This is a genomic window from Paenibacillus sp., assembly GCF_035645235.1.
Lineage (GTDB): Bacteria > Bacillota > Bacilli > Paenibacillales > YIM-B00363 > Paenibacillus_AE.
Genome location: NZ_DASQMZ010000198.1, coordinates 1 through 21,916, shown reverse-complemented (window position 1 = coordinate 21,916; position 21,916 = coordinate 1). Strand labels below are relative to the sequence as shown.

Here is a 21,916-nt window from a genome sequence, read left to right as displayed (position 1 = left end):
GGCGTCTGTACGATGGTGAATCGCGGAGAAATTTGGGCGCCGGCCCGAAAACCAAAGAATCGTCCGGGGAATCGAAAGATACGTCGTGGACGGAATCGGGGCGGTCCGGTACGATGGAAGATAAAAATCTACTTGTACGGGAGTGAGTGGGGAGCATGACTTACGAGCCGGCCGATATCATGGGTGCTTTATACGGTCCCGGTTTTTTAGGACTCAAGGGAGCTTTCAGCCGCGAATGGACAGAGGCGCTGCGGGAGGACGTCGAAGCGTTGTACCGCGCCGCGCTGGAGCGCCCCGGAGGGACGGTGGGACGCGGTCCGAAGCGGCACTACGTGGAAATTCACCCCGAGGACATTCGGGGCTTTGTGGAGCTGGCGTCGCATCCTTGGGTGCAGGCCGTCTGCGAGACGGTGCTCGGCCCGGACTATCGCTTCGTGGAGATCGGGTTCGACGTGCCGAACCCCGGCGCCGTCGATCAGCCGTGGCACCGGGATTTCCCAAGCCCGGAGGAGACGTACCGAGGCCGGAAATTGAACTCGCTCGCTTTCAATGTGACGACGGTGGACGTGGAGCCGGATATGGGGCCGTTCGAAATCGCCCCGGGGACGCAGTGGGACGACGGTCGGGCGTTCGAGTTCGAAATGTTCCCGCCGCAGGAGCAATACGCACGCTACGAAGCTAGGGCGGAACGAAAGATGCCGAAGATGGGCGACATCTCGGTTCGTTCCGCGCTGACGATTCATCGGGGGACCGCGAATCTCTCCGATAAGTCGAGGCCGGTGTTGGTGCTCGGGGCGGACGCGCCGGGCGCGAACAATCACGAGCGGCACGACCTGCAGGTCACCCGCCGCTATTACGAGTCGCTGCCGGAATCGCTGCGGTCCCGCCTGTTGTGCCGCATCGTGGACGAACTGGAGCCCATCGTACAGAAGCACGACATCGAAGGCTTGAAGATGGGGGAAGCGTAATCGGTCTATTCCCGGAGCTCGTCTCATATACATCCGATATGGGAACGAACGGGAGGGACGCGGATGAACAAAACGACGAAACACATCCTTTACATGGCCGTCGCGCTGGGGATGCTCATTTACGCCGTGCCGAGACTGTCGATCGGCCAGGGCTGGACGCTGCCGACCGTGTTCGGCGCGGCATGGCTGCTGTTCGCGCTGGCGATCGTCGCGTCGCATCTGTACGCGATTTTGCGCGTAGACGAGGAGATGGACGCGCAGCTGGATCGGGTGAAGAAGCATCGCCGCCGGCAGCTGGCGCAGCTGATCGAGCGCCGCCTCGTACGCCGCGGAGGGCAGTAGTCGGTTAGGCGAAGGCGAAATAAATACACGGAGAAAACGCCCCGCGGGGCGTTTTTTTCTTTTCCCCCTCGTTCCACCGCTCGGCGCTCGGTATTCGGCGAAACCGCCGCTGTAACGAAAGTTTTTTGCTGCAGGCATGCACGGGGCGAGTTAGCGGAGAACTCCGGTAAGTGGCCGGGAAAGCGGCGGAAAGCGGGCGAGTTAGCGGAAAACTCCGGTAAGTCGGCGGGAAAGCGGCGGAAAACGGGCGAGTTAGCGGAGAACTCCGGTAAGTCGGCGGGAAAGCGGCGAATTGCAAGCGACGGAGGAGGCTCCGCTTCGCCCGCGTCGCACCGTCCCCGCAACGCCGCCGCAATGAAACAGATGCGCCCGCCCCGAACTCGCGATATAATACAGAGTAATACAGAATCGCGGAAGCAGAGGTGCAACAGCCGGCATGGACATGACGCCGCAGGACACGCCTACGAAGCATGAACAAATTTTGCGCTACATTCAGGCGCTCGCGGTGGGCAGCCGCATTTCGGTGCGGAAGATCGCGAAGAACGTCGGCGTCAGCGAGGGAACGGCGTACCGCGCGATCAAGGAGGCGGAGGCGTCCGGCCTCGTCGCGACGAAGGAACGCATCGGGACGGTGCGCATCGAGCCGAAGGCGAGGGGCAACATCGACAAGCTGACGTTCCGCGAGGTCGTCAACATCGTCGACGGCACGGTGCTCGGCGGCGCGGAGGGGCTCGACAAGACGCTGGGCAAATTCGTCATCGGCGCGATGCAGCTCGAGGCGATGGTCAAATATATCGAAGCCGGCAGCCTCCTGATCGTCGGCAACCGGGAGAAGGCGCACGCCACGGCGCTCGAGCAAGGCGCGGGCGTGCTCATTACGGGCGGCTTCGGCGCCAGCCCCGCGGTGCGCCGGCAGGCGGACCAGCTGGCGCTGCCGATCATCTCCAGCACGTACGATACGTTCACGGTCGCCTCGCTCATCAACCGGGCGATTTACGACCGGCTCATTAAGAAGAAAATTCTCCTCGTGGAGGACATCATGACGCCGAGCGGCGAAACCGCGATGCTGCGCGGGCAGCTGACCGTCGCGGACTGGACCGCCACCGTCGAGCGGACCGGGCACAGCCGCTTCCCCGTCGTCGACGAATACAATCGCTTGATCGGCATGGTGACGTCGAAGGACGTCGTAGGGGCGTCCCCGCAGGAGCGCATCGACAAGGTCATGACGAAAAACCCGATCACGGTCGGCGCGCGCACGTCGGTCGCTTCGGCCGCGCACATGATGGTTTGGGAAGGAATCGAACAGCTGCCCGTCACCGACAACGGCCGGAAGCTGCTTGGCATCATCTCGAGGCAGGACGTACTGAAGGGGATGCAATTCATTCAGAAGCAGCCGCAAATCGGAGAGACGATCGAGGATCTCATCCTCGCGTCGTTCGAGGACGAGCGGGAGGCGGACGGCCGGCTGGCGTTCCGGGGCACGATCACGCCGCAGATGACGTCGTCGTTCGGCACCGTGTCCGAGGGCGTGCTCACGACGCTGATGTCGCAGGCGGCGTTCCGCGCAATCAAGCTCGTGAAGAAGGGCAACCTCGTCCTCGACAGCATGTCGACGTTCTTTCTGAAGCCGCTGCAAATCGACAACGAGGTCGTCATCCGGCCGCAGCTGATCGAGCTCTCCCGCAAGTTCGGCAAGGTCGACGTCGAGGTGCATCTCGGCGCTTCGCTCGTGGCGAAAGCGATCCTCACCGCGCAGCTGATCGACCAGGTGTAAAGCTTCTTCCTACATGCGGGAGAAATAGCCGTAATTGCGCAGCCCCGCGAACAGGTTGAAGATGCCGATGAGCAGAAACAGCGAGCCGACGATAATGCGCACCGTATCCGGCTCGAACAGGACGAATTGAACGGCCGCCGCCAAGACGAGCAGCGCGCCCATGCACAAATTCGTCCGCGCGGCGTGGAGGCCGCGGGCCTTCGGCTCCGTCGCGCGCCGCGCGAGGAGGCTGAACGCGACCGAGCCGACGCAAGCGAGCGCGATCGCCGCATAGAACACGTAAAGCATTCGACAAACACCTAACCTTCATTGGAAAATGGCGCCGCGACACCACTCTACCCCTTTTCGCCATACAAATCAATCCGGTACGAACACCTCTGCGCGTACGTAGACGACAAACTCGGAGCCGACGACGGACAAGACGGCGATCCGGACCCGGTAATCCGTGTCGTTCACGTCGTAGTACACCTTCTCGTGAATCAGGTCGCGATACAGCTCGTACATCTCCGCCTGCACCGGCTTGCCGACGAGCTTGAGCAAATCGGCGGCGATGCGGTCCCGAAGCTCGTCGAGCGTCGCCTTGCCGAAATCCTTCTGTTCGGGATCCCATCGCACGGTCGTCCGGTCGATGACGTTGCGGCGGTTTTTCACCTTCTCGAAATTGGCGACCTGCTCGCGGAGCGAGCGGTTTTCCGCTTCCAGGTCGTGGAGGTCGTACTGCAGCGTCTGCACCGTGCGGCTCGCCGCCGCCGTCATGACCGCGCAGCCGATGACGACGCCGCACAGGACGAGCGCGATGCCCTGCAGGATCGCCGGACGGTTGCCTAAATTCGGTACGCGCATCGCGGCGTCACCTCGGCCCGACCATCCAGCGGATCAGCTCGGTGCCGGAGTGGGCGCCGAGGAATGCGCACAGGATCAGCAAAATTTGCTTCATCGCCGGCGAGAAGTAGCCCTCCGTCACCGAGTGCTCGATGAATCGGATCGGATCGATCGTGCCGCCGATGGCGACGACGACGGCCCAAATCTTTACGTTTTCCGACAGCTGCTTCATGACCTCCGACGGCCCGGGCGGCTGCATCGTAACGACGGACGCGATCCCCGCGAGCATCGAGGCGCCGAACACGACGCCGAACGCCACGAAGAAGTCTTGAATCGCCTTCGATAAAAAATCGGACACGGCCATGCGGCAAGTCCCCCTTCGAACCTTCTCGCTTATATGTATGGGACAAGAAGCGCCCGATATGATACAATCTTTCGTAGGTGATGCGAACATGAGTTCCTTCGTGCATTTGCACGTGCATAGCGAATACAGCCTGTTGGACGGCGCGGCCCGGGTTTCGGACTTGGCCCGGCGCGCCGCCGACTTCGGCATGCCCGCGATCGCGCTGACGGACCATGGCGTGATGTACGGGGCGGTGCCGTTTTATAAGGCGTGCCGGGAGGCGGGCGTGAAGCCGATCCTCGGGTGCGAGTTTTACGTGGCCGCGGTGTCGATGCGGGACAAGAGCGCCCGGGAGGATAACCCGACGTACCATCTCACGGTGCTGGCGAAAAACCTCGAAGGCTATCGGAATTTGCTTCGATTGAGCTCGGCGGCGCATCTGGAAGGCTTCCATTACCGGCCTCGCATCGATTTTTCGCTGCTGCAGCGGCATGCCGAAGGGCTGGTCGTGTTAAGCGGCTGCCTGAAGGGCGAGGTGGCGCAGAAGCTGCTCGCGGGCCGGCCGGAGGAGGCGCGGGAGACGGCGGAGCGGTATAAGTCTGTCTTCGGAGGCGACTATTACATCGAGCTTCAGGATCACGGCCTGCTGGAGCAGCGGAAATTGCTGTCGCAGCTTGTCGATATTTCCCGGGAAAAGGACATCCCCCTCGTCGCCACGAACGACGTGCATTACGTCGACCGGGAGGACGCGGCCGTGCAGGATGTGCTCATGTGTATCGGCATGGGCAAGACGGTGGACGATCCGCAGCGGTTTAAATATACGACGGACCAGCTGTATTTCAAGCGCGAGGAGGAGATGTCCTCGTTGTTCGCTTACGCGCCGGAAGCGGTCGCGAACGCGGCTCGCATCGCGGACGAATGCAACGTGGAGCTGGAGCTCGGACGCACGGCGCTGCCCGCGTTCTCGCCGCTGCCGGACGGCATGGACGGCCCCGCGTATTTGAAGGCGCTGTGCGTCGAGGGGCTGCGTCGCCGGTACGCGGACCGGCTCGAGGACGAGGCGTTCAAAGACACGCTGAAGCGGCGGCTTCGGTTCGAGCTGGACACCATTCAGCGCATGGGGTATGCGGATTATTTCCTGATCACTTGGGATTTCATCCGGTACGCGCACGAGCGGGGCATCATGACCGGCCCGGGCCGGGGCTCCTCCGCGGGCAGTCTCGTCGCGTACGCGCTCGGCATTACGGACGTCGATCCGATTCGCTACGGCCTCTTGTTCGAGCGGTTTCTGAACCCGGCGCGCGTCTCGATGCCCGACATCGACATCGACTTCAACGACGAGCGTCGGGACGAGGTGATCGAGTACGTCGTGCGCAAGTACGGCCGCGAGCGGGTGGCGCAGATCATTACGTTCGGCACGATGGCGGCGCGGGCGGCGGTCCGGGACGTCGGGCGGGCGATGAACGTGCCGTTCGGCGACGTCGATCGGGTGGCGAAGCTCATTCCGAACCAGCTCGGCATGACGATCGTGGAGGCGCTGCGCCTCGTGCCGGAACTGAAGGAATGGAGCGAGCGGGACGCCCGCGTCGGCGCGCTGGTCCGCATGGCGCTGAAGGTCGAGGGCTTCCCTCGGCACGCGTCCACGCACGCGGCCGGCGTCGTCATTTCCCGGGAGCCGCTCACGGACGTCGTCGCGCTGCAGGAAGGGACGTCGCATTCGGCGCTGACGCAATATTCGATGGAGCATCTCGAGGCGCTCGGGCTGCTCAAGATGGATTTTCTCGGCCTTCGCACGCTGTCGATCATCGAGCGGACGCTCGGCTGGCTGAGGGAGTCGCGCGGCGTGGCGATCGACTGGCGCGACGTGCCGGACGACGATCCGCCGACGTACGAGGTGCTCGGCCGAGGCGAGACGACGGGGATGTTCCAGCTCGAGTCGGCCGGGATGCGGCGCGTGCTGCGCGAGCTGAAGCCGACGCATTTCGAGGACATCATCTCCGTCCTGGCGCTGTACCGGCCGGGGCCGATGGAGTTCATTCCGAAGTATATCGCGGGCAAGCACGGCAAGGCGCGGGTGGAATACCCCCATCCGTCGCTCGAGCCGATTCTAAGGGATACGTACGGCATTATCGTCTACCAGGAGCAGATCATGCAGATCGCTTCGACGATGGCGGGCTTTACGCTCGGCGAAGCGGATTTGCTGCGCCGCGCCGTGTCGAAGAAGAAGCGCGAGGTGCTCGACGAGCAGCGCGCGGCGTTCGTCGCGGGCGCGGTGCGGCAAGGCTACGCCGAGGCGGACGCGAACGCGGTGTACGACATGATCGTGCGCTTCGCCGATTACGGCTTTCCGCGGGCGCATGCGACGGCGTATGCGGTGCTCGCGTTCCAGACGGCGTATCTGAAGGCGCGCTATCCGGTCGAGTTTATGGCTTCGATGCTGACCGCCAATATGGGCAACCACCGGAAGGTGGCGGAGTACGTCGACGAATGCCGGCGCATGGGCATCCCGGTGCTGGCGCCGGACGTGAACGAGAGCGGCGTGCTGTTTACGCCGGCCGCGGGCGGGGCGCCTCTCGGCGCGGACGCGGCGGGCCGAGGAAGCGGCGCGATCCGGTTCGGCCTCGCGGCGGTGAAGAACGTCGGCACGCAGGCGATCGAGTCGATTCTTGCCGCGCGGGCGTCGGGCGGGCCGTTCCGCGACTTCGTCGACCTGTGCCGCCGCGTCGACCTGCGGGTGTGCAACAAGCGCGTGCTGGAGTCTTTAATCGCGGCGGGGGCATGCGACGGACTGCCCGGCCACCGGGCGCAGCTGCTCGCCGTGCTCGACGAGGCGGTCGAGGCCGCGTCGAAGTGGAAGAAAGAACGGGAGGACTTGCAAATTCAGCTCTTCGGCTTGTCCGAAAGCACGAACTGGACGATCGAGATGCCGGACATTCGGCCGATGCCGCGCATGGAGATGCTGGAGCAGGAACGAGAGTTGTTGGGCTTGTACGTGACCGGCCATCCGCTCGATCAATACGCCGAGTGGTACGAGACGTACGACATCGTACCGATTCACCGGCTGCATGAGCTGGACGAGGGGACGGAGGTCGTCGTCTTCGGCATGGTGCTGTCGGTAAAGCCGATCGTCACGCGCAAGGGACAGCAGATGGCGTTCCTCGAGATGGAAGACCGCGTGCACAAGGTCGAGGTCGTCGTGTTCCCCGAGACGTGGAAGACGAGCGCGGCGCTCGCCGGCAAGGGCGTCGTCTGCGCCCTGCAGGCGAAGGTGCAGCACGGCGACGAAGACGTGAAGCTCATCGCGTCGCGGCTGTACCCGATGGACGACGAAGCGCTGCTTGCGCGGCTGCGCTCCGGCGGGGCGATCCGGCGCGTCGGGCCGGGCGCGGGCGCAGGCGCGTTCGGCGGCCGGCCGGGCGGCGCGGCGGCGGCCGGCGTCGCTCCCCGCGGTCCGGCTGTCCGGAACGGCGGCGCGTCGGGCGCGTCGGGCGCGGGGGGCGTCGGCGCGGCGAAGCCCGCGCCGCTCCCGACGCGGACGGTCGACGAAGGGAAGCTGTATTTAAAGATCTCGCCGGATAAGGAGAAGCCGGCAACCCTGACGCGGCTGCAGTCGCTCTTGAAGAAGCATCCCGGACGTTCGAGCGTGGCGCTGTTTTACGAGCGCGGCTCCCGCGTGCTCGAGCTGAGCGTCGAATACCGGGTCGAAGTGACGACCGTGCTGACGAAGCAGCTGGAGCGGCTGCTCGGCGAAGGCGCCGTGCGGCGAAAGTAAGGCGCCGTTCCTTTTTGTTCATGTTTCCTCTTTCCCCGCATACATTGGTAATCAAACCGGATTCGAGCTTGTCCGCGCCGAGGGACGGCGCCCGGCGGCTCGAACGGTCGATACGCGCATGCGGGCGAAGGAGGTTTTTTATGCCGCCGGAATGGATTTTGAACGCGCTGGCTTCGAGGGGGATCGCTCTGGAGCGGATCGCGGACATCGTGCTTCAGCTGCAGAAGCCATATAATGGTTCGCTCACGCTCCAAGATTGCCTCGACAGCGTGAACGCGGTATTGGAAAAGCGGGAAGTCCAGTACGTGCTCATCACGGGCATCGCGCTCGACGAGTTGGCGGAGCGGGGACAGCTGCCGGAGCCGCTGCAAAGCTTGATGGAGAACGACGAGTCGCTGTACGGCGTGGACGAGACGCTCGCGATGGGCATCACGAACGTATATGGCATGATCGGCCTCACGAGCTTCGGCTATCTCGATAAGGTGAAGCCCGGCATTATCGGCGAGCTGAACGACCGGGCGAAGGGGGTGCACGTCTTCCTGGACGACCTCGTATCGGGGCTCGCCGCCGCCGCCTCCGCGCGCATCGCGCACCAAGACCCGAACGCGCGCGAATACGGAGCCGGATAACGCCGATCGCGAGGCGGGCGGCGGCCATTAGGTCGGCTCCGGACGGCGCGTCGGCCGGAGCCCTCGTCCCGTCCCGGCCGGGCTCGTCCCGCTTCCTTGCCCAAATTTCGCCGATTATGCTATGATGTTCTCATTGCTTATGCTATCATTTACCTTCGAGCGGGAACGGACGCCCGATTTTGGTACAGGCTTTATTACGCGTCAGGAGGTTGCCACCATGTGGACGGTCATATACATCGCGCCCACGGCAAAGATCGCGGAACGGATCCGGCAGAAGCTGACGGACGAAGGCTTCCTCGTCAATATCCGACCGATTAACTTGACGAAGCAGCAATTCGAAATATTGGTTCCGGAAGGCGAAGTGAACGACGTACAAGAAGTGTTGACGACGATTCTTCATATGTGAAGGAGTCGCTCTTCGCCGCGTTCGTCTTGCCGGCGACCGGCAAACCCTGAATTCGCTCTGTGAGGTGTGCTTGTGATAAGAGATTGGTTTTCGCACAAACGGAAATACGCCACGATCCCCTCTCCGAATGCCAAGCATGACATCCCGGAAGGATTAATGAATAAATGTCCGAAATGCGGCCACATTCAATTCAGCAAAGAGGTCGAAAAAAACCTCAAGGTATGCACCCCTTGCGGGCATCACCAGAAGCTGAACGCCTTCGAGCGCGTCGAGCTGACGATGGATGAGGGCCGTCTTTTTGAGTACGACGCCGACATGGTTTCGGAAGATCCGTTGACGTTCCCCGGCTACGCGAAGAAGCTCCAGCAGCAGCAGGAGAAGACCGGCATGTCCGACGCGGTCGTTACGGGGGAAGGCACGATCGGCGGCTTCCCGGTCGTGCTGTGCGTCATGAGCTTCGACTTCTTCAGCGGCAGCATGGGCTCGGTCGTCGGCGAGAAAATTACGAGAGCGATCGAGCGGGCGACGCAGAAAAACTATCCGCTCATTATCTTTTCGACGTCGGGCGGCGCTAGAATGCAAGAGAGCATCTTGAGCCTCATGCAGATGGCGAAGACGTCCGCGGCGCTCGAGCGGCATCACGAGCAGGGCGGCTTATTCATTTCCGTCTTCACCGACCCGACGCTCGGCGGCGTCTCGGCGAGCTTCGCGATGCTCGGCGACATTATTCTTGCGGAGCCGGGCGCGATCGTCGGCTTCGCCGGACGCATCGTCATCGAGCAGACGATCCGTCAGAAGCTGCCGGAAAACTTCCAGACGGCGGAATTTAACTTGGCCCACGGCCAAGTCGATAAGGTCGTCCACCGGAAGGACATGCGACAGACGCTCATCCAGCTGCTAGATATGCACGCGGTGAAGGGGGGGACGTCCGATGCCGGGCGAGATGTCGTTTGAAAAACCCCTGGTCGAACTAAGACAGAAGATCGACGAGCTGAAGGCGTTCAGCGCGGAGCGGGGCATCGACTTCACGGACGAGATCGCTAGATTGGAAGAGCGGTACGCGAAGTTAGAGCAAGAGCTATACGAGGAAATTACGCCGTCGCAGCGCATGCAGCTGGCGCGCCATGCCCAGCGGCCGACGACGCTCGACTACGTGCAGCATATGTTTACGGACTTCATCGAATTTCACGGCGACCGGCTGTTCGGGGACGATCTCGCGATCGTCGGCGGCATCGGCAAGCTGAACGGCGTGCCGGTCACGGTCGTCGGGCATCAGAAGGGCAAGGACACGAAGGACAATATCGCCCGCAACTTCGGCATGCCGCATCCCGAAGGCTTCCGCAAGGCGTTGCGCCTTATGCAGCAGGCGGATAAATTCGCTCGGCCGATCGTCGCCTTCATCGACACGCCGGGGGCTTACCCGGGCGGCGCCGCCGAGGAGCGCGGCCAGTCGGAGGCGATCGCGCGCAACCTGAAGGAGATGGCGCGATTCGGCGTTCCGATCGTCTGCGTCGTCATCGGCGAAGGCGGCAGCGGCGGCGCGCTCGCGCTCGGCGTCGGCAACCGCGTGCTCATGCTTGAGAACGCGATCTACTCGGTCATTTCGCCGAACGGAGCGGCATCGATCCTATGGAAGGACGCCTCCAAGGCGGACCAAGCCGCGGAAGCGATGCGCATTACGGCGAAGGACATGCTGGAGCTCGAGGTCGTGGAAGAGGTCGTGCCGGAACCGAAAGGCGGCGCGCATCGCGACGTCGCCGCGCAGGCGGAGCTCGTCAAGGACGCCGTCTGGCGGCACCTGGAGGAGCTGCGCAAGCTGACGCCGGAACAACTTCGCGAAGACCGGTATCATAAATTCCGGAAAATAGGAAAGTTTACGTATATCCCGCGTTGACCTCGACACTGGTCGCCGGCGTGAGCGAATTCACATCCGGCGTCCTTTTGCGCGTTTACAATCGAATTGAGATCGATCCGCCGCAAGGCAGGGAAGGACAAGCCCGCCCTGCGGCGTTGTAGATATAAGCAGTACTGTGTTGGCAAATAGGGAGGAGCTTAAACCATGCGCAAGACGAAAATCGTATGTACGATCGGCCCCGCGTCGGAATCGCCGGAAAACCTGAAGAAGCTGGTGCTCGCCGGCATGAACGTCGCCCGCCTCAACTTCTCGCACGGAGACTTCGAGGAGCACGGCGGCCGTATCAAAACCATCAAGAAAATTCGCGAGGAGCTCGGCAAGACCGTCTCCATCCTGCTCGATACGAAGGGGCCGGAAATCCGCCTCGGCAAGCTGAAGGAAGAGCCGATCGAGCTCGTGCAAGACGAGACGATTACGCTCACGACCGAAGAAATTCTCGGCGACAAGCATCGGGTGCCGGTCAGCTACGCGCAGCTGCCGCAAGACGTGCATGTCGGCTCCACCATTTTGATCGACGACGGCTTGATCGGCCTGCGCGTCGAGGACATCCAAGGCACCGAGATCGTCTGCCGCATCGTCAACGGCGGCACGATCAAGAGCAAGAAGGGCGTCAACGTGCCGGGCGTGCGCATCAACTTGCCGGGCATTACGGAGAAGGACGCGGCGGACATTCGCTTCGGCATCGAGCAGGGCATCGATTTCATCGCGGCTTCGTTCGTGCGCAAGGCGAGCGACGTGCTCGAAATCCGGGCGATCCTGGAGCAGCATAACGCGCAGCACATTCAAATCATCTCGAAAATCGAAAACCAAGAAGGCGTGGACAACCTCGCCGAAATTCTTGAAGTGTCCGACGGCCTGATGGTCGCGCGCGGCGATCTCGGCGTCGAAATTCCGGCCGAGGAAGTGCCGCTCGTGCAAAAGCGCATGATCGCGATGTGCAATCGCGCCGGCAAGCCGGTCATTACGGCGACGCAGATGCTCGATTCGATGCAGCGCATGCCGCGGCCGACGCGCGCGGAAGCGAGCGACGTGGCGAACGCGATCTTCGACGGCACCGACGCGACGATGCTGTCGGGCGAGACGGCGGCGGGCAAATACCCGGTCGAGTCGGTCCTCACGATGGCGCGCATCGCCGAGCGGGCCGAGTCCGCGCTCGAGTACCGCGAAATTTTCCTTCGCCAAGCGAACGCGCAGCAGACGAGCGTGACGGAAGCGATCTCTCAATCGGTCGCCAACTCCGCGCTCGATCTCGACGCGAAGGCGATCATTACGCCGACGGAGAGCGGCTACACGGCCCGCATGGTGTCGAAGTACCGCCCGAAGGCGCCGATCATCGCGGTGACGACGGACGAGTCGGTGATGCGCCGCCTGAATTTGGTGTTCGGCGTGTTCCCGATCAAGGGCGAGCCGGTCGCGAATACGGACGAGCTGTTCGGCATGTCCGTCGCGGCCGCGCAGAAGAGCGGCATCGTGAGCCACGGCGACATCGTCGTCATTACAGCCGGCGTGCCGGTCGGACGCTCGGGCACGACGAACCTCATCAAAATTCATCAGATCGGCGAGATGGTCGCCAAGGGCCAAGGCATCGGCACGCAGAGCGCCAGCGGCAAAGTTGTCGTCGCGCGTTCCGCGAAGGAAGCGCTCGAGAAGACGCAGCCGGGCGATATCCTCGTCACGTTGTCGACGGATAAAGACTATGTGCCTGCGTTCGAACGCGCGGCCGCGATCATTACGGAGACGGGCGGCATTACGTCGCACGCCGCCGTCGTGGCGCTCAGCCTCGGCAAGCCGGTGATCGTCGGCGTGGACAACGCGACCTCGCTCCTGAAGGAAGGCGCGGAGGTATCCGTGTACGCGGAGCTCGGCGTCATTTATTCCGGCAAGTCGAACGTATTATAATTATAGGCAACCTCGTTAGCACGCTGTCAGGGCGGCGCCGTCCGGCGCCGCCTTTTCATGTTTTCAAATCGAGGGTCGGAAGGGGGAACGCGCATGACATGGCATACAGTCTCGGTACGGGTGCGCTACCAGGAGACGGACGCGATGGGCGTCGTATACCACGCGAATTACGCGGCGTGGCTCGAAATCGCCCGTACCGATTGGACGCGGGCCCAAGGTTTCTCGTATCGCGCGATCGAGGAGCGGGGGCTGCTGTTGCCGGTCGTCGAGCTGGCGATCCAATATAAGCATCCCGCCCGGTACGACGACGAGGTCGAGGTGCGCTGCCGCGTCTCGGAGCTGAGTCCGGTGCGGGTGACGTTCGTCTACGAGGCGCACCTCGCGCAGGAGCCGTCGCGAACGGTCGTGACGGGACAGTCCAAGCATGTCTGGGTCGACCGCGAGTGGAAGCCCGTCCGGCTGAACAAGGCGGCGCCTGACATCTACGATGCGCTGCAATCCGCCGCGCGAGAGAAGGAGTGAAGACGCATGTTCCGATGGCTCGTGGCGCTGATGGTCGTCGTTCCGGCGGCCGAAATTTGGCTGCTGCTCGAAACCGGTCAATGGATCGGCTTCTGGCAGACGTTTCTGCTCATTTTGCTGACCGGCTTCGTCGGCGCTTTCCTTGCGAGGCGGGAGGGTCGGCGCGTCTTAGAGTATGCGAGGATCGAGCTGTCTCGCGGCACCGTTCCGACGTCGTCGATCCTCGACGGGATTTGCATTTTCGCCGGCGGCCTGCTGCTCTTGACCCCTGGATTTTTGACGGATGCGACGGGTTTTCTGCTCGTGTTTCCGGCGACGCGGACGTTCTTCAAAGGGCTGCTTTCCCGCATCCTGCAACGGGGGATCGAGACCGGGCGCATCCGGTTTTTCCGGTGACGGGGCGATGGATTTACAAAACCTTAACATGATCGAGACAGATAGAAACGCTACTATAGGATGTGACACGAATCGACTGCGAACGGCTCGGAGGGTGGTACGGCGTGACGAAGAAAGATCTGACGGTTCGGGACGTCAGCAACCGATACGTAAATCGGGACTTGAGTTGGCTGCAATTCAACCGAAGGGTGCTGGAGGAGGCGCAGGATGCGGATACGCCGCTGCTGGAGCGCGTAAAGTTCTTGTCGATCGTCTCCACGAACTTCGACGAATTCATGAGCGTCCGGGTCGCGGGGATGATCGATCAAATCAAAGCGGGCTATCAGAAGAAGGACTTCTCCGGCTATACGCCGTCGGGGCTCGTGAAGCGCATCATGAAGCGCACGGGCGAGCTCGTATACGATCAATATAAAACGTACCGGGAAGTCGTGCGCCTGCTCGCGAAGGAAGGCATCAGCTACATCACCGAATACGAGGATATGAACGCGACGCAGCAGAAGGCGATGGATCAGTATTATCACGATATCATTTTCCCGGTGCTCACGCCGATGGCGGTCGATCAGAGCCGGCCGTTCCCGCTCGTCCACAGCTTAGGCATGTACTTAGCGGTCGTGCTGCGGCGCGAGGGCGACGACGACGAGGAGCCGTACTTCGCGATCGTGCAAGTGCCTTCGATTTTGCAGCGCACCGTGCCGTTGCCGAAGCGGGCGAACAGCAAGAAATTGGAATTTATCTTGATGGAGACGATCATCAAGCGGCATATTCATTCGTTGTTTCCGGGGTACGTGCCGATCGCCGTCCACTCGTTCCGCCTGACGCGCAACGCGGACATGACGTTGAACGAGGAAGGCGCGGAGGATTTGCTCGAGGAGATCGAAAAGGAGCTCCGCAAACGCCGTTGGGGCGCCCCGGTCCGGCTCGAGGTCGAGAAGGGAATGCACCCCTACGCGCTCGAAATGCTCCAGGAAGAGTTCGAGCTCGACGACCGGGTGCTGCTCATCGACGGGCCGCTCGACTTGTCTTATTTGATGAGGTTCGCGTCGACGCTGCCGGGGTACGATTCGCTCCGGTACCCGCCGGTGCAGCCGATCTATCCGAAGGAATTCGTTCACGTGGAAGGCGAAGGAAACGGCGATTTGTTCGCTGCCTTTACGAAGCAGGACGTGCTGGTGCATCACCCGTACGAATCGTTCGACGCGGTGACCGACTTCGTCGCGCAGGCGGCGCACGACCCGAAGGTGCTTGCGATCAAGATGACGCTGTATCGCGTCAGCGGCAATTCGCTGCTCGTGCAGTCGCTCGCACGCGCGGCCGAATCCGGCAAGCAGGTGACCGTCGTCGTCGAGCTGAAGGCGCGGTTCGACGAGGAGCGCAACATCGCTTGGGCGCGGCGGCTCGAGAAGTCGGGCTGCCACGTCGTCTACGGACTCGTCGGGCTGAAGACGCATGCCAAAATTTTGCTCGTCGTGCGTCAAGAGGCGAGCGGGCTGCGGCGGTACGTGCATGTCGGCACCGGCAATTACAACGATATGACGGCGAAGCTGTATACCGACGTCGGATTGTTTACGTGCCACCCGGTCATCGGCGAGGACGCCTCCGCCTTGTTCAACGAGATGACCGGCTATGCGGCCCCGCGGGAGTGGAAGGCGATCAGCGTGGCGCCGAACGGGATGCGCGACAGCTTGTTCGCGCTGATCCGCCGGGAAGCGGAAAACGCGAAGGCGGGAAAGCCGGCGCGCATTATCGCGAAGATCAACTCGCTGTCGCACCAAGGGATCATCGACGAGCTGTACGAGGCGAGCCAGGCAGGCGTGAAGATCGATCTGATCGTACGCGGCGTCTGCAGCCTCCGCCCCGGCGTCCCGGGATTGTCGCAGAACGTGCGGGTGATTTCGATCGTGGACCGGTTTTTGGAGCATTCGCGCGTGTTTTATTTCGAAAACGGCGGCGGCGATCCGGAGGTCTACATCGCCAGCGCGGACTGGATGAGCCGCAATCTGACGCGGCGCATCGAGCTCATGTGCCCGGTGTTCGACCGGAGGCTCCGGCAAAGCTTGGTCAATCTGCTGCACCTGGCGCTGCAGGATAACGTGAAGGCGCGCGAGCTGCAATCGAACGGCACATATGTACGCGTCAAGACGGGCGACGCGCCGATTCGAAGCCAATTCGAAGCGCTCAAGATCGATCGGTGGAAAGTTCGATAGCGTCGAGGACGACGCTCGGGACGCGGTTGCCGCGCTCCGGGCCTCGTCCTTTTTTTATTGGTCGAACGAGCCGGTCGTTGGATGGGGGAAAAACTCAAAATTTGATCATTTCCTCGAAGTAAGCGCAAAATATGAGCTTTTTTGGGGTTGTCGGCATTCGGTCGGGGCAGGGGCGGCAGGTGAAAAGGCTGTGCAGTGGAAGAAACGATGGAGGAGTGAAGCATTTTATTGTACAATTAATGGAACAATGTTTCACTTAACGAAACAAGGGGGCGGATGGTTATGACATATTCGGTCGTCGGCATTGACCATGTCCAATTGGCGGCGCCGGCGGGGTGCGAGGCGGAAGCGCGGAGGTTTTTCGGCGAGGCGCTCGGCTGGGAGGAGCTGCCGAAGCCGGAGCCGTTGCGAAGCCGAGGCGGGGTGTGGTTTCGGTGCGGCCGGCATGAGGTACACATCGGAGTACAGTCCGATTTCGCCCCCGCGACGAAGGCGCACCCTGCCTTCGCCGTGCAAGGCTTGGCCGAGCTTCGCGCTCACCTCGCGGATTGCGGCATACCGACGTTCGATGACGACGCTCGGAAAGAGGAAGGGGTCGCCCGCTTCTTCGCGAACGACCCTTTCGGCAACCGGTTGGAATTTCTGGAGCGGAAGTAAGCGGAACGGCAGGCGGCAGAAAACGACCTCGGGCATCCAAGCAGCAACGCCGTGCCCCAAGCAACACCGTGCCACGAAGCCTCGCCGAGCTGGGAAGGCTATTGCGGCGCTTCGACGACGGACAGCGACAGCCCCCACAACTTGGCGAATTCCTTGGCGAGCGTATCCAGCTCCCGCCGCTCGATCGCCCAGGAGCGGCGCGCCTTGACCTCGATGCGCAGCGTCTTGTCGATCGACCTTGCGGATATGGTCGCGATCGGCTGCGTCTCGCTGCGGTCGAGGGCGACCGCGATTTGCAGCAGCGCCCCGAGCCGGACGATCAGGCTGAAGTCCGCGTCCGTCAGCAGGTCGCGATGCGCCGCGAAGAGCGGCTTCAGCCGCTTCTCGTTTTTGAACGAGGCGATCAGCGCGCATATTAAAATTTCCCGGTGGGAGAGCCCGTCCACGCGCGAATGCGCCATCAAGTAATACGTGTGCTTATGGAAGTTGTAATAGTTAATCGAGATGCCGATTCGGTAAAGCAGCGCCGCGACGTGCAGATAGAGGCCTACCCGCCCGCCGTAGCCGTGATCGCCGCTCAGGTCGGCGAACAGCTTCATCGCGAGCCGCTCGACTTGCAGCACGTGCTTGAGCGAGACGGACGGGTGAAGGCCGAGCAGGTTATGCACGCTGTGCTCCAGCACGTCGCCGAACTGCGGCGCGTCGGGACGGTACATCTCGTAGAAGAGGCCGTCGCGCAAACCCGAGCCGCTGATGACGTAATGGGACGCGCGGCACTGCCGAAACAGCGTATGGAGAATGAGCAGCCCGGGCACAATAATGTCCGCGCGATCCTTGGAAAGTCCTTCTATCCGCTTGCGCTGCTCGAGCTTCGCGCCGCGCAGGCGCGTCAGCCAGCCGTCGACCGCTTGCTCGGTCATCTGATAGCGGTGCGTAACCGGCAGCGAGTATTTTCGCTCGCGTTGATCGATTTTACATAACGAACGAATGGTGCCGCCGAGCCCGACGAGCGGAAGTCCCGGAGCCGAAGCGATCCACGGCTCTTCCCGCGCCGCCTTCTCGACCATGTCGACGATCGCCCGCGCTCCCGCTTCGTCGAGATCGCCCCCGCGGCCGAACCGCTTCATCGTATTGACGGCGCCGAACGGAAACGACACGCTCCGCACGACGGCGCGGTCCCGGAACAATAGCAGCTCCGTGCTGCCGCCGCCGATGTCGATGACGAAGCCGTCCCTCACGTCCATCGTATTCGTCATGCCGAGGAAGCCGAGCCGAGCCTCCTCTTCGCCGGAAAGCACCTCGATCGGGAGGCTCGTCCGTTCGGAAAGCAGGCGGGCGATGCCCTGAGGGTCCGGCGAATTGCGCACGGCCGCGGTGGCGACGGCGCGCAGGCGGGAGACGCCGTGATGCTCGCAGAGCAGCTGGAAGCGCCGAAGCGTATCGGCGATATATTCCAAATCCGCTTCCGCGAAGCGGCCGTCCTTATCGAGGCGGGCGCTGAGGCGAGCGGATTCCTTCGTTTCGTCGATAACGCGGTACGAGCCGGAAGCCGTACATTCGTACACGACCAGGCGGATCGAGTTGGAACCGATGTCGATGATGCCGATGCGTTCCATAGATGAACGTCCCCCCTCGGGATTTACGTGTGCGGCGGAGCAAACACTAGCATTATTGTACCCGAGTTTGTCCGGCAAGGAAATATACGCGAAAAATGCTTTATGATCGTGATAATGAAGTTTTATGCGGCGATTTGTTTCTTTATTGCGGCGAATTCGGTATCATGGAAATAAGTAGCTGTGATAGAAATCATGATTGTTTCGAAAAAGGAGCGTGTAACCATGACGGTCACCAAAGGGCTCGAAGGCATCGTCGCGACGACATCTTCGGTCAGTTCCATCATAGACGGCGTTCTGACGTATCGAGGCTACGACATCGACGACTTGGCGGAGAACGCCACGTACGAAGAAGTCGTATATTTGCTCTGGTACGGCAAACTTCCGAACCGAGAAGAGTTGAACGGTTTGCTGAAGGACCTTAGCGACAACGCGACCGTTCCGGCGCAAGTGCTCGAGCTTCTGCGCAGCATGCCGAAGGGCGCGAACTCGATGGCGGCGCTTCGCTCGGCCGTATCGGCGCTGGCGTTGTTCGACGAGGAAGCGCACGATCTCGACCTCGAAACGAACAAGCGCATCGCGGTGCGGCTGCAGGCGCAGCTGCCGACGATCGTCGCGGCGTTCGACCGCATCCGCAAAGGGCTCGAGCCGATCGCGCCGAAGGCGGGAGCGACGGTCGCCGAAAACTTCTTGTATATGCTTACGGGCAAGCAACCGGACGACGTCGCGATCCGGGCGCTCGATAAAGCGCTCGTGCTTCACGCCGACCATGAGCTTAACGCTTCCACGTTCGCGGCGCGCGTCACGGTCGCTACGCTCTCCGACATGTACTCCGGCGTCACGTCGGCGATCGGCGCCTTGAGAGGACCGCTGCACGGCGGCGCGAACGAAGCCGTCATGGCGATGCTCGAAGACATCGGTTCGATGGACAACGTCGAGCGGTACGTTCAGGACAAGCTGGACAAGAAAGAGAAAATCATGGGCTTCGGCCACCGCGTCTATAAGAACGGCGACCCGCGCGCGAAGCATCTGCAGAACATGTCCCACGAGCTCGGCAAGCTGACGGGCGATATGAAGTGGTACGAAATGTCCATCCGGATCGAGGAGTTGGTGACGGGCCAGAAGGGGCTGAAGCCGAACGTCGACTTCTACTCCGCGTCCGTGTACACCGCGCTCGAAATTCCGCGCGACCTGTTTACGCCGATCTTTGCGATTTCCCGCGTATCCGGCTGGACCGCGCACATTCTCGAGCAGTACGAGAACAACCGTCTCATCCGTCCGCGCGCCGAATACGTCGGTCCGACGGAGCAGAAGGTCGTTCCGATCGACCAGCGCAAGTAAACATCGCGTTTTCCGATTACCACGCAGGCCTTGCGCGGGCGGGGACGTTCGGCGGCGACCGCCGAAGATCCCGCTCCGTTTGCGCGGCGTGGAGACATTTTCCATATCAGGAGGAGAAAAATCAACATGGTACAATTCGAACAATACGCCCTTCCGACCGAAGGCGAGCGCATCACGATCGACGCGAACGGCAAGCTGAACGTTCCGAACAACCCGATCATCCCGTTCATCGAGGGCGACGGTACGGGCCCGGACATCTGGAACGCGTCCAAGCGCATCCTCGACGCAGCCGTCGAGAAAGCATATAAAGGCGAGAAGAAGATCGCATGGTACGAGGTGTTCGCCGGCGAGAAGGCGTTTAATACATATAACTCCTGGCTGCCGGCCGACACGCTGACGGCGATCCGCGAATACATCGTCGCGATCAAGGGGCCGCTGACGACGCCGGTCGGCGGCGGCATCCGCTCGCTCAACGTCGCGCTGCGCCAAGAGCTCGACTTGTACGTCTGCCTCCGTCCGGTGCGTTACTTCACGGGCGTGCCTTCGCCGGTGAAGCGTCCGGAGCTCGTCGATATGGTCATCTTCCGCGAAAACACGGAGGACATCTACGCAGGCATCGAGTACCAAGCGGAGTCGGCCGACGTACAGAAAGTCATCTCGTTCTTGCAGAACGAGATGGGCGTGAAGAAAATCCGTTTCCCGGAGACGTCCGGCATCGGCATCAAGCCGGTTTCCCGCGAAGGCTCGACGCGTCTCGTCCGCGCGGCGATCGAATACGCGATCAAGCATAAGCGCAAGAGCGTCACGCTCGTGCACAAGGGCAACATCATGAAGTACACGGAAGGCGCGTTCAAGAACTGGGGCTACGAGCTCGCGGAAGCCGAGTTCGGCGACAAGACGTTCACGTGGGCGCAGTACGACCGCATTAAGGAAGAGCAAGGCGCGGACGCGGCGAACGCGGCGCAGAAGGCTGCGGAAGCGGCAGGCAAAGTCATCGTGAAGGACGCGATCGCGGACATCGCGCTGCAGCAGGTGCTGACGCGCCCGACCGACTTCGACGTCATCGCGACGCTCAACCTGAACGGCGACTACCTGTCCGACGCGCTTGCGGCGCAAGTCGGCGGCATCGGCATCGCGCCGGGCGCGAACATCAACTATGTGTCGGGCCACGCGATCTTCGAAGCGACGCACGGCACGGCGCCGAAGTACGCCGGCCTCGACGTCGTCAACCCGGGCTCCGTGACGCTCTCCGGCGTTATGATGCTCGAGCACCTCGGCTGGCTGGAAGCGGCAGAGCTCATCTATAAGGGCATGGAGAAGACGATCGCCGACAAGACGGTTACGTACGATTTCGCCCGCCTCATGGAAGGCGCGACGGAAGTGAAGACGTCCGAGTTCGCGAACCTGCTCATCAAGAATATGTAAGCACGCGCAATCGGGCGAAGCCGGACAGCCATGTTCCGGATTCGCCCGATTTTTTTTGCCGGCGGTCTGCATAGAAACGTCCGAATTCCGTACATCTTAGGTAAGATAGGAGGAATTTACAATGGTCATTCGCCGCAAGAAAATTACGGTCGTCGGCGCAGGCTTCACGGGCGCGACGACGGCGCTGCTGCTCGCGCAGAAGGAGCTCGGGGACGTGGTGCTCGTCGATATTCCGCAGCTGGAAAACCCGACGAAGGGGAAGGCGCTCGATATGCTGGAAGCGTCGCCGGTGCAGGGCTTCGACAGCCGCATCGTCGGGACGTCGAGCTACGAGGACGCCGCCGGCTCCGACATCGTCATCATTACGGCCGGCATCGCGAGGAAGCCCGGCATGAGCCGGGACGATCTCGTGAGCACGAACGCCGGCATCGTCCGATCCGTCTGCGAGCAAGTGAAGACGACATGCCCGGACGCGTACGTCATCATTTTGTCGAACCCGGTCGACGCGATGACGTACGTCGCGAACGCGACGCTCGGCTTCCCGAAAAACCGGATCATCGGTCAGTCCGGCGTACTGGACTCCGCACGGTACCGAACGTTCATCGCGCAGGAGCTGAACGTGTCCGTCGAGGACGTCGTGGGCGTCGTGCTCGGCGGACACGGCGACGACATGGTGCCGCTCGTCCGTTATACCTCGGTCGGCGGCGTGCCGATCGAGAAGCTGATCCCGAAGGAGCGCATCGAGGCGATCGTACAGCGCACGCGCACCGGCGGCGGCGAAATCGTCGGCTTGCTCGGCAACGGCAGCGCCTACTACGCGCCGGCGGCGTCGCTCGTGCAGATGACGGAAGCGATTCTAAAGGACAAGAAGCGCATTCTTCCGACGAT

The 21,916-nt window shown here is 62.1% G+C and carries 20 protein-coding genes; 16 read left to right on the top strand and 4 right to left on the bottom strand.

Annotation, left to right across the window (positions count from 1 at the left end; genetic code table 11):
* Positions 1-155 precede the first annotated feature (155 nt).
* From VEZ38_RS18325 to VEZ38_RS18315, 3 genes are all read left to right on the top strand, one after another.
* Positions 156-968, top strand: coding sequence for a phytanoyl-CoA dioxygenase family protein (locus VEZ38_RS18325; protein WP_324896065.1), 813 nt, complete (start codon positions 156-158; stop codon positions 966-968).
* 63 nt (positions 969-1,031) lie between these two features.
* On the top strand, positions 1,032-1,310 hold the full coding sequence (locus VEZ38_RS18320) for a hypothetical protein (protein WP_324896063.1): 279 nt from the start codon (positions 1,032-1,034) through the stop codon (positions 1,308-1,310).
* A 436-nt stretch (positions 1,311-1,746) separates the two neighbouring features.
* The gene (locus VEZ38_RS18315) at positions 1,747-3,084 is read left to right on the top strand and encodes a DRTGG domain-containing protein (protein ID WP_324896061.1); all 1,338 of its coding nucleotides are present in this window, start codon (positions 1,747-1,749) and stop codon (positions 3,082-3,084) included.
* A gap of 9 nt (positions 3,085-3,093) precedes the next feature.
* Here VEZ38_RS18315 and VEZ38_RS18310 read toward each other — a convergent pair whose 3' ends face one another.
* The 3 genes from VEZ38_RS18310 to VEZ38_RS18300 form a co-directional block, all read right to left on the bottom strand.
* Positions 3,094-3,372 (bottom strand): YtpI family protein, encoded by a 279-nt coding sequence (locus VEZ38_RS18310; protein WP_324896059.1) that lies wholly within the window; start codon positions 3,370-3,372, stop codon positions 3,094-3,096.
* 69 nt (positions 3,373-3,441) lie between these two features.
* The gene (locus tag VEZ38_RS18305) at positions 3,442-3,927 is read right to left on the bottom strand and encodes a hypothetical protein (RefSeq protein ID WP_324896057.1); all 486 of its coding nucleotides are present in this window, start codon (positions 3,925-3,927) and stop codon (positions 3,442-3,444) included.
* Positions 3,928-3,934: 7 nt separating this feature from the next.
* A complete protein-coding gene (locus VEZ38_RS18300; protein ID WP_324896123.1) occupies positions 3,935-4,264 on the bottom strand; it encodes a YtrH family sporulation protein in 330 nt (109 codons plus the stop codon).
* A 94-nt stretch (positions 4,265-4,358) separates the two neighbouring features.
* Between VEZ38_RS18300 and VEZ38_RS18295 the strand changes: the two genes are divergently transcribed.
* From VEZ38_RS18295 to VEZ38_RS18250, 10 genes are all read left to right on the top strand, one after another.
* Complete coding sequence (locus tag VEZ38_RS18295) at positions 4,359-8,021, top strand: DNA polymerase III subunit alpha (RefSeq protein ID WP_324896055.1); 3,663 nt, start codon at positions 4,359-4,361, stop codon at positions 8,019-8,021.
* A 140-nt stretch (positions 8,022-8,161) separates the two neighbouring features.
* A complete protein-coding gene (locus VEZ38_RS18290) occupies positions 8,162-8,650 on the top strand; it encodes a phosphatidylglycerophosphatase A (RefSeq protein WP_324896053.1) in 489 nt (162 codons plus the stop codon).
* Positions 8,651-8,867: 217 nt separating this feature from the next.
* Positions 8,868-9,056: a glutamate decarboxylase gene (locus VEZ38_RS18285; RefSeq protein WP_324896051.1), complete on the top strand. Its 189-nt coding sequence runs from the start codon at positions 8,868-8,870 to the stop codon at positions 9,054-9,056.
* Positions 9,057-9,128: 72 nt separating this feature from the next.
* Positions 9,129-10,010: an acetyl-CoA carboxylase, carboxyltransferase subunit beta gene (gene accD / locus VEZ38_RS18280; protein WP_324896049.1), complete on the top strand. Its 882-nt coding sequence runs from the start codon at positions 9,129-9,131 to the stop codon at positions 10,008-10,010.
* Complete coding sequence (locus VEZ38_RS18275) at positions 9,988-10,950, top strand: acetyl-CoA carboxylase carboxyltransferase subunit alpha (protein WP_324896047.1); 963 nt, start codon at positions 9,988-9,990, stop codon at positions 10,948-10,950. Before accD ends, VEZ38_RS18275 begins: the two co-directional genes overlap by 23 nt.
* Before the next feature lie 165 nt (positions 10,951-11,115).
* Positions 11,116-12,870: a pyruvate kinase gene (gene pyk / locus VEZ38_RS18270; RefSeq protein WP_324896045.1), complete on the top strand. Its 1,755-nt coding sequence runs from the start codon at positions 11,116-11,118 to the stop codon at positions 12,868-12,870.
* Between the two features lie 93 nt (positions 12,871-12,963).
* On the top strand, positions 12,964-13,392 hold the full coding sequence (locus VEZ38_RS18265; RefSeq protein WP_324896043.1) for a thioesterase family protein: 429 nt from the start codon (positions 12,964-12,966) through the stop codon (positions 13,390-13,392).
* Positions 13,393-13,398: 6 nt separating this feature from the next.
* The gene (locus VEZ38_RS18260) at positions 13,399-13,788 is read left to right on the top strand and encodes an FxsA family protein (protein ID WP_324896042.1); all 390 of its coding nucleotides are present in this window, start codon (positions 13,399-13,401) and stop codon (positions 13,786-13,788) included.
* Between the two features lie 104 nt (positions 13,789-13,892).
* Positions 13,893-15,992 (top strand): polyphosphate kinase 1, encoded by a 2,100-nt coding sequence (gene ppk1, locus VEZ38_RS18255; RefSeq protein ID WP_324896040.1) that lies wholly within the window; start codon positions 13,893-13,895, stop codon positions 15,990-15,992.
* A gap of 282 nt (positions 15,993-16,274) precedes the next feature.
* Complete coding sequence (locus VEZ38_RS18250) at positions 16,275-16,649, top strand: glyoxalase (protein ID WP_324896038.1); 375 nt, start codon at positions 16,275-16,277, stop codon at positions 16,647-16,649.
* A 98-nt stretch (positions 16,650-16,747) separates the two neighbouring features.
* Here the strand turns inward: VEZ38_RS18250 and VEZ38_RS18245 are convergent, their stop codons facing one another.
* Positions 16,748-18,265: a Ppx/GppA phosphatase family protein gene (locus VEZ38_RS18245; protein ID WP_324896036.1), complete on the bottom strand. Its 1,518-nt coding sequence runs from the start codon at positions 18,263-18,265 to the stop codon at positions 16,748-16,750.
* 222 nt (positions 18,266-18,487) lie between these two features.
* Between VEZ38_RS18245 and citZ the strand changes: the two genes are divergently transcribed.
* The 3 genes from citZ to mdh form a co-directional block, all read left to right on the top strand.
* The gene (citZ, locus tag VEZ38_RS18240) at positions 18,488-19,603 is read left to right on the top strand and encodes a citrate synthase (protein WP_324896034.1); all 1,116 of its coding nucleotides are present in this window, start codon (positions 18,488-18,490) and stop codon (positions 19,601-19,603) included.
* Positions 19,604-19,729: 126 nt separating this feature from the next.
* On the top strand, positions 19,730-21,028 hold the full coding sequence (gene icd / locus VEZ38_RS18235) for an NADP-dependent isocitrate dehydrogenase (RefSeq protein WP_324896033.1): 1,299 nt from the start codon (positions 19,730-19,732) through the stop codon (positions 21,026-21,028).
* Between the two features lie 121 nt (positions 21,029-21,149).
* Positions 21,150-21,916 (top strand): malate dehydrogenase (mdh, locus tag VEZ38_RS18230; protein WP_324896031.1); only part of this gene is annotated, 767 nt, incomplete at its 3' end.

What these genes read in the sequence shown, in the direction of transcription:
- VEZ38_RS18320 (WP_324896063.1), top strand. Translation starts at nt 1,032, where the DNA reads ATGAACAAAACGACGAAACACATCCTTTACATGGCCGTCGCGCTGGGG.
- VEZ38_RS18265 (WP_324896043.1), top strand. Translation starts at nt 12,964, where the DNA reads ATGACATGGCATACAGTCTCGGTACGGGTGCGCTACCAGGAGACGGAC.
- citZ (WP_324896034.1), top strand. Translation starts at nt 18,488, where the DNA reads ATGACGGTCACCAAAGGGCTCGAAGGCATCGTCGCGACGACATCTTCG.
- VEZ38_RS18290 (WP_324896053.1), top strand. Translation starts at nt 8,162, where the DNA reads ATGCCGCCGGAATGGATTTTGAACGCGCTGGCTTCGAGGGGGATCGCT.
- VEZ38_RS18305 (WP_324896057.1), bottom strand. Translation starts at nt 3,927, where the DNA reads ATGCGCGTACCGAATTTAGGCAACCGTCCGGCGATCCTGCAGGGCATC.
- VEZ38_RS18310 (WP_324896059.1), bottom strand. Translation starts at nt 3,372, where the DNA reads ATGCTTTACGTGTTCTATGCGGCGATCGCGCTCGCTTGCGTCGGCTCG.
- VEZ38_RS18260 (WP_324896042.1), top strand. Translation starts at nt 13,399, where the DNA reads ATGTTCCGATGGCTCGTGGCGCTGATGGTCGTCGTTCCGGCGGCCGAA.
- icd (WP_324896033.1), top strand. Translation starts at nt 19,730, where the DNA reads ATGGTACAATTCGAACAATACGCCCTTCCGACCGAAGGCGAGCGCATC.
- VEZ38_RS18250 (WP_324896038.1), top strand. Translation starts at nt 16,275, where the DNA reads ATGACATATTCGGTCGTCGGCATTGACCATGTCCAATTGGCGGCGCCG.
- VEZ38_RS18245 (WP_324896036.1), bottom strand. Translation starts at nt 18,265, where the DNA reads ATGGAACGCATCGGCATCATCGACATCGGTTCCAACTCGATCCGCCTG.
- VEZ38_RS18295 (WP_324896055.1), top strand. Translation starts at nt 4,359, where the DNA reads ATGAGTTCCTTCGTGCATTTGCACGTGCATAGCGAATACAGCCTGTTG.
- VEZ38_RS18275 (WP_324896047.1), top strand. Translation starts at nt 9,988, where the DNA reads ATGCCGGGCGAGATGTCGTTTGAAAAACCCCTGGTCGAACTAAGACAG.
- VEZ38_RS18315 (WP_324896061.1), top strand. Translation starts at nt 1,747, where the DNA reads ATGGACATGACGCCGCAGGACACGCCTACGAAGCATGAACAAATTTTG.
- VEZ38_RS18325 (WP_324896065.1), top strand. Translation starts at nt 156, where the DNA reads ATGACTTACGAGCCGGCCGATATCATGGGTGCTTTATACGGTCCCGGT.
- VEZ38_RS18285 (WP_324896051.1), top strand. Translation starts at nt 8,868, where the DNA reads ATGTGGACGGTCATATACATCGCGCCCACGGCAAAGATCGCGGAACGG.
- pyk (WP_324896045.1), top strand. Translation starts at nt 11,116, where the DNA reads ATGCGCAAGACGAAAATCGTATGTACGATCGGCCCCGCGTCGGAATCG.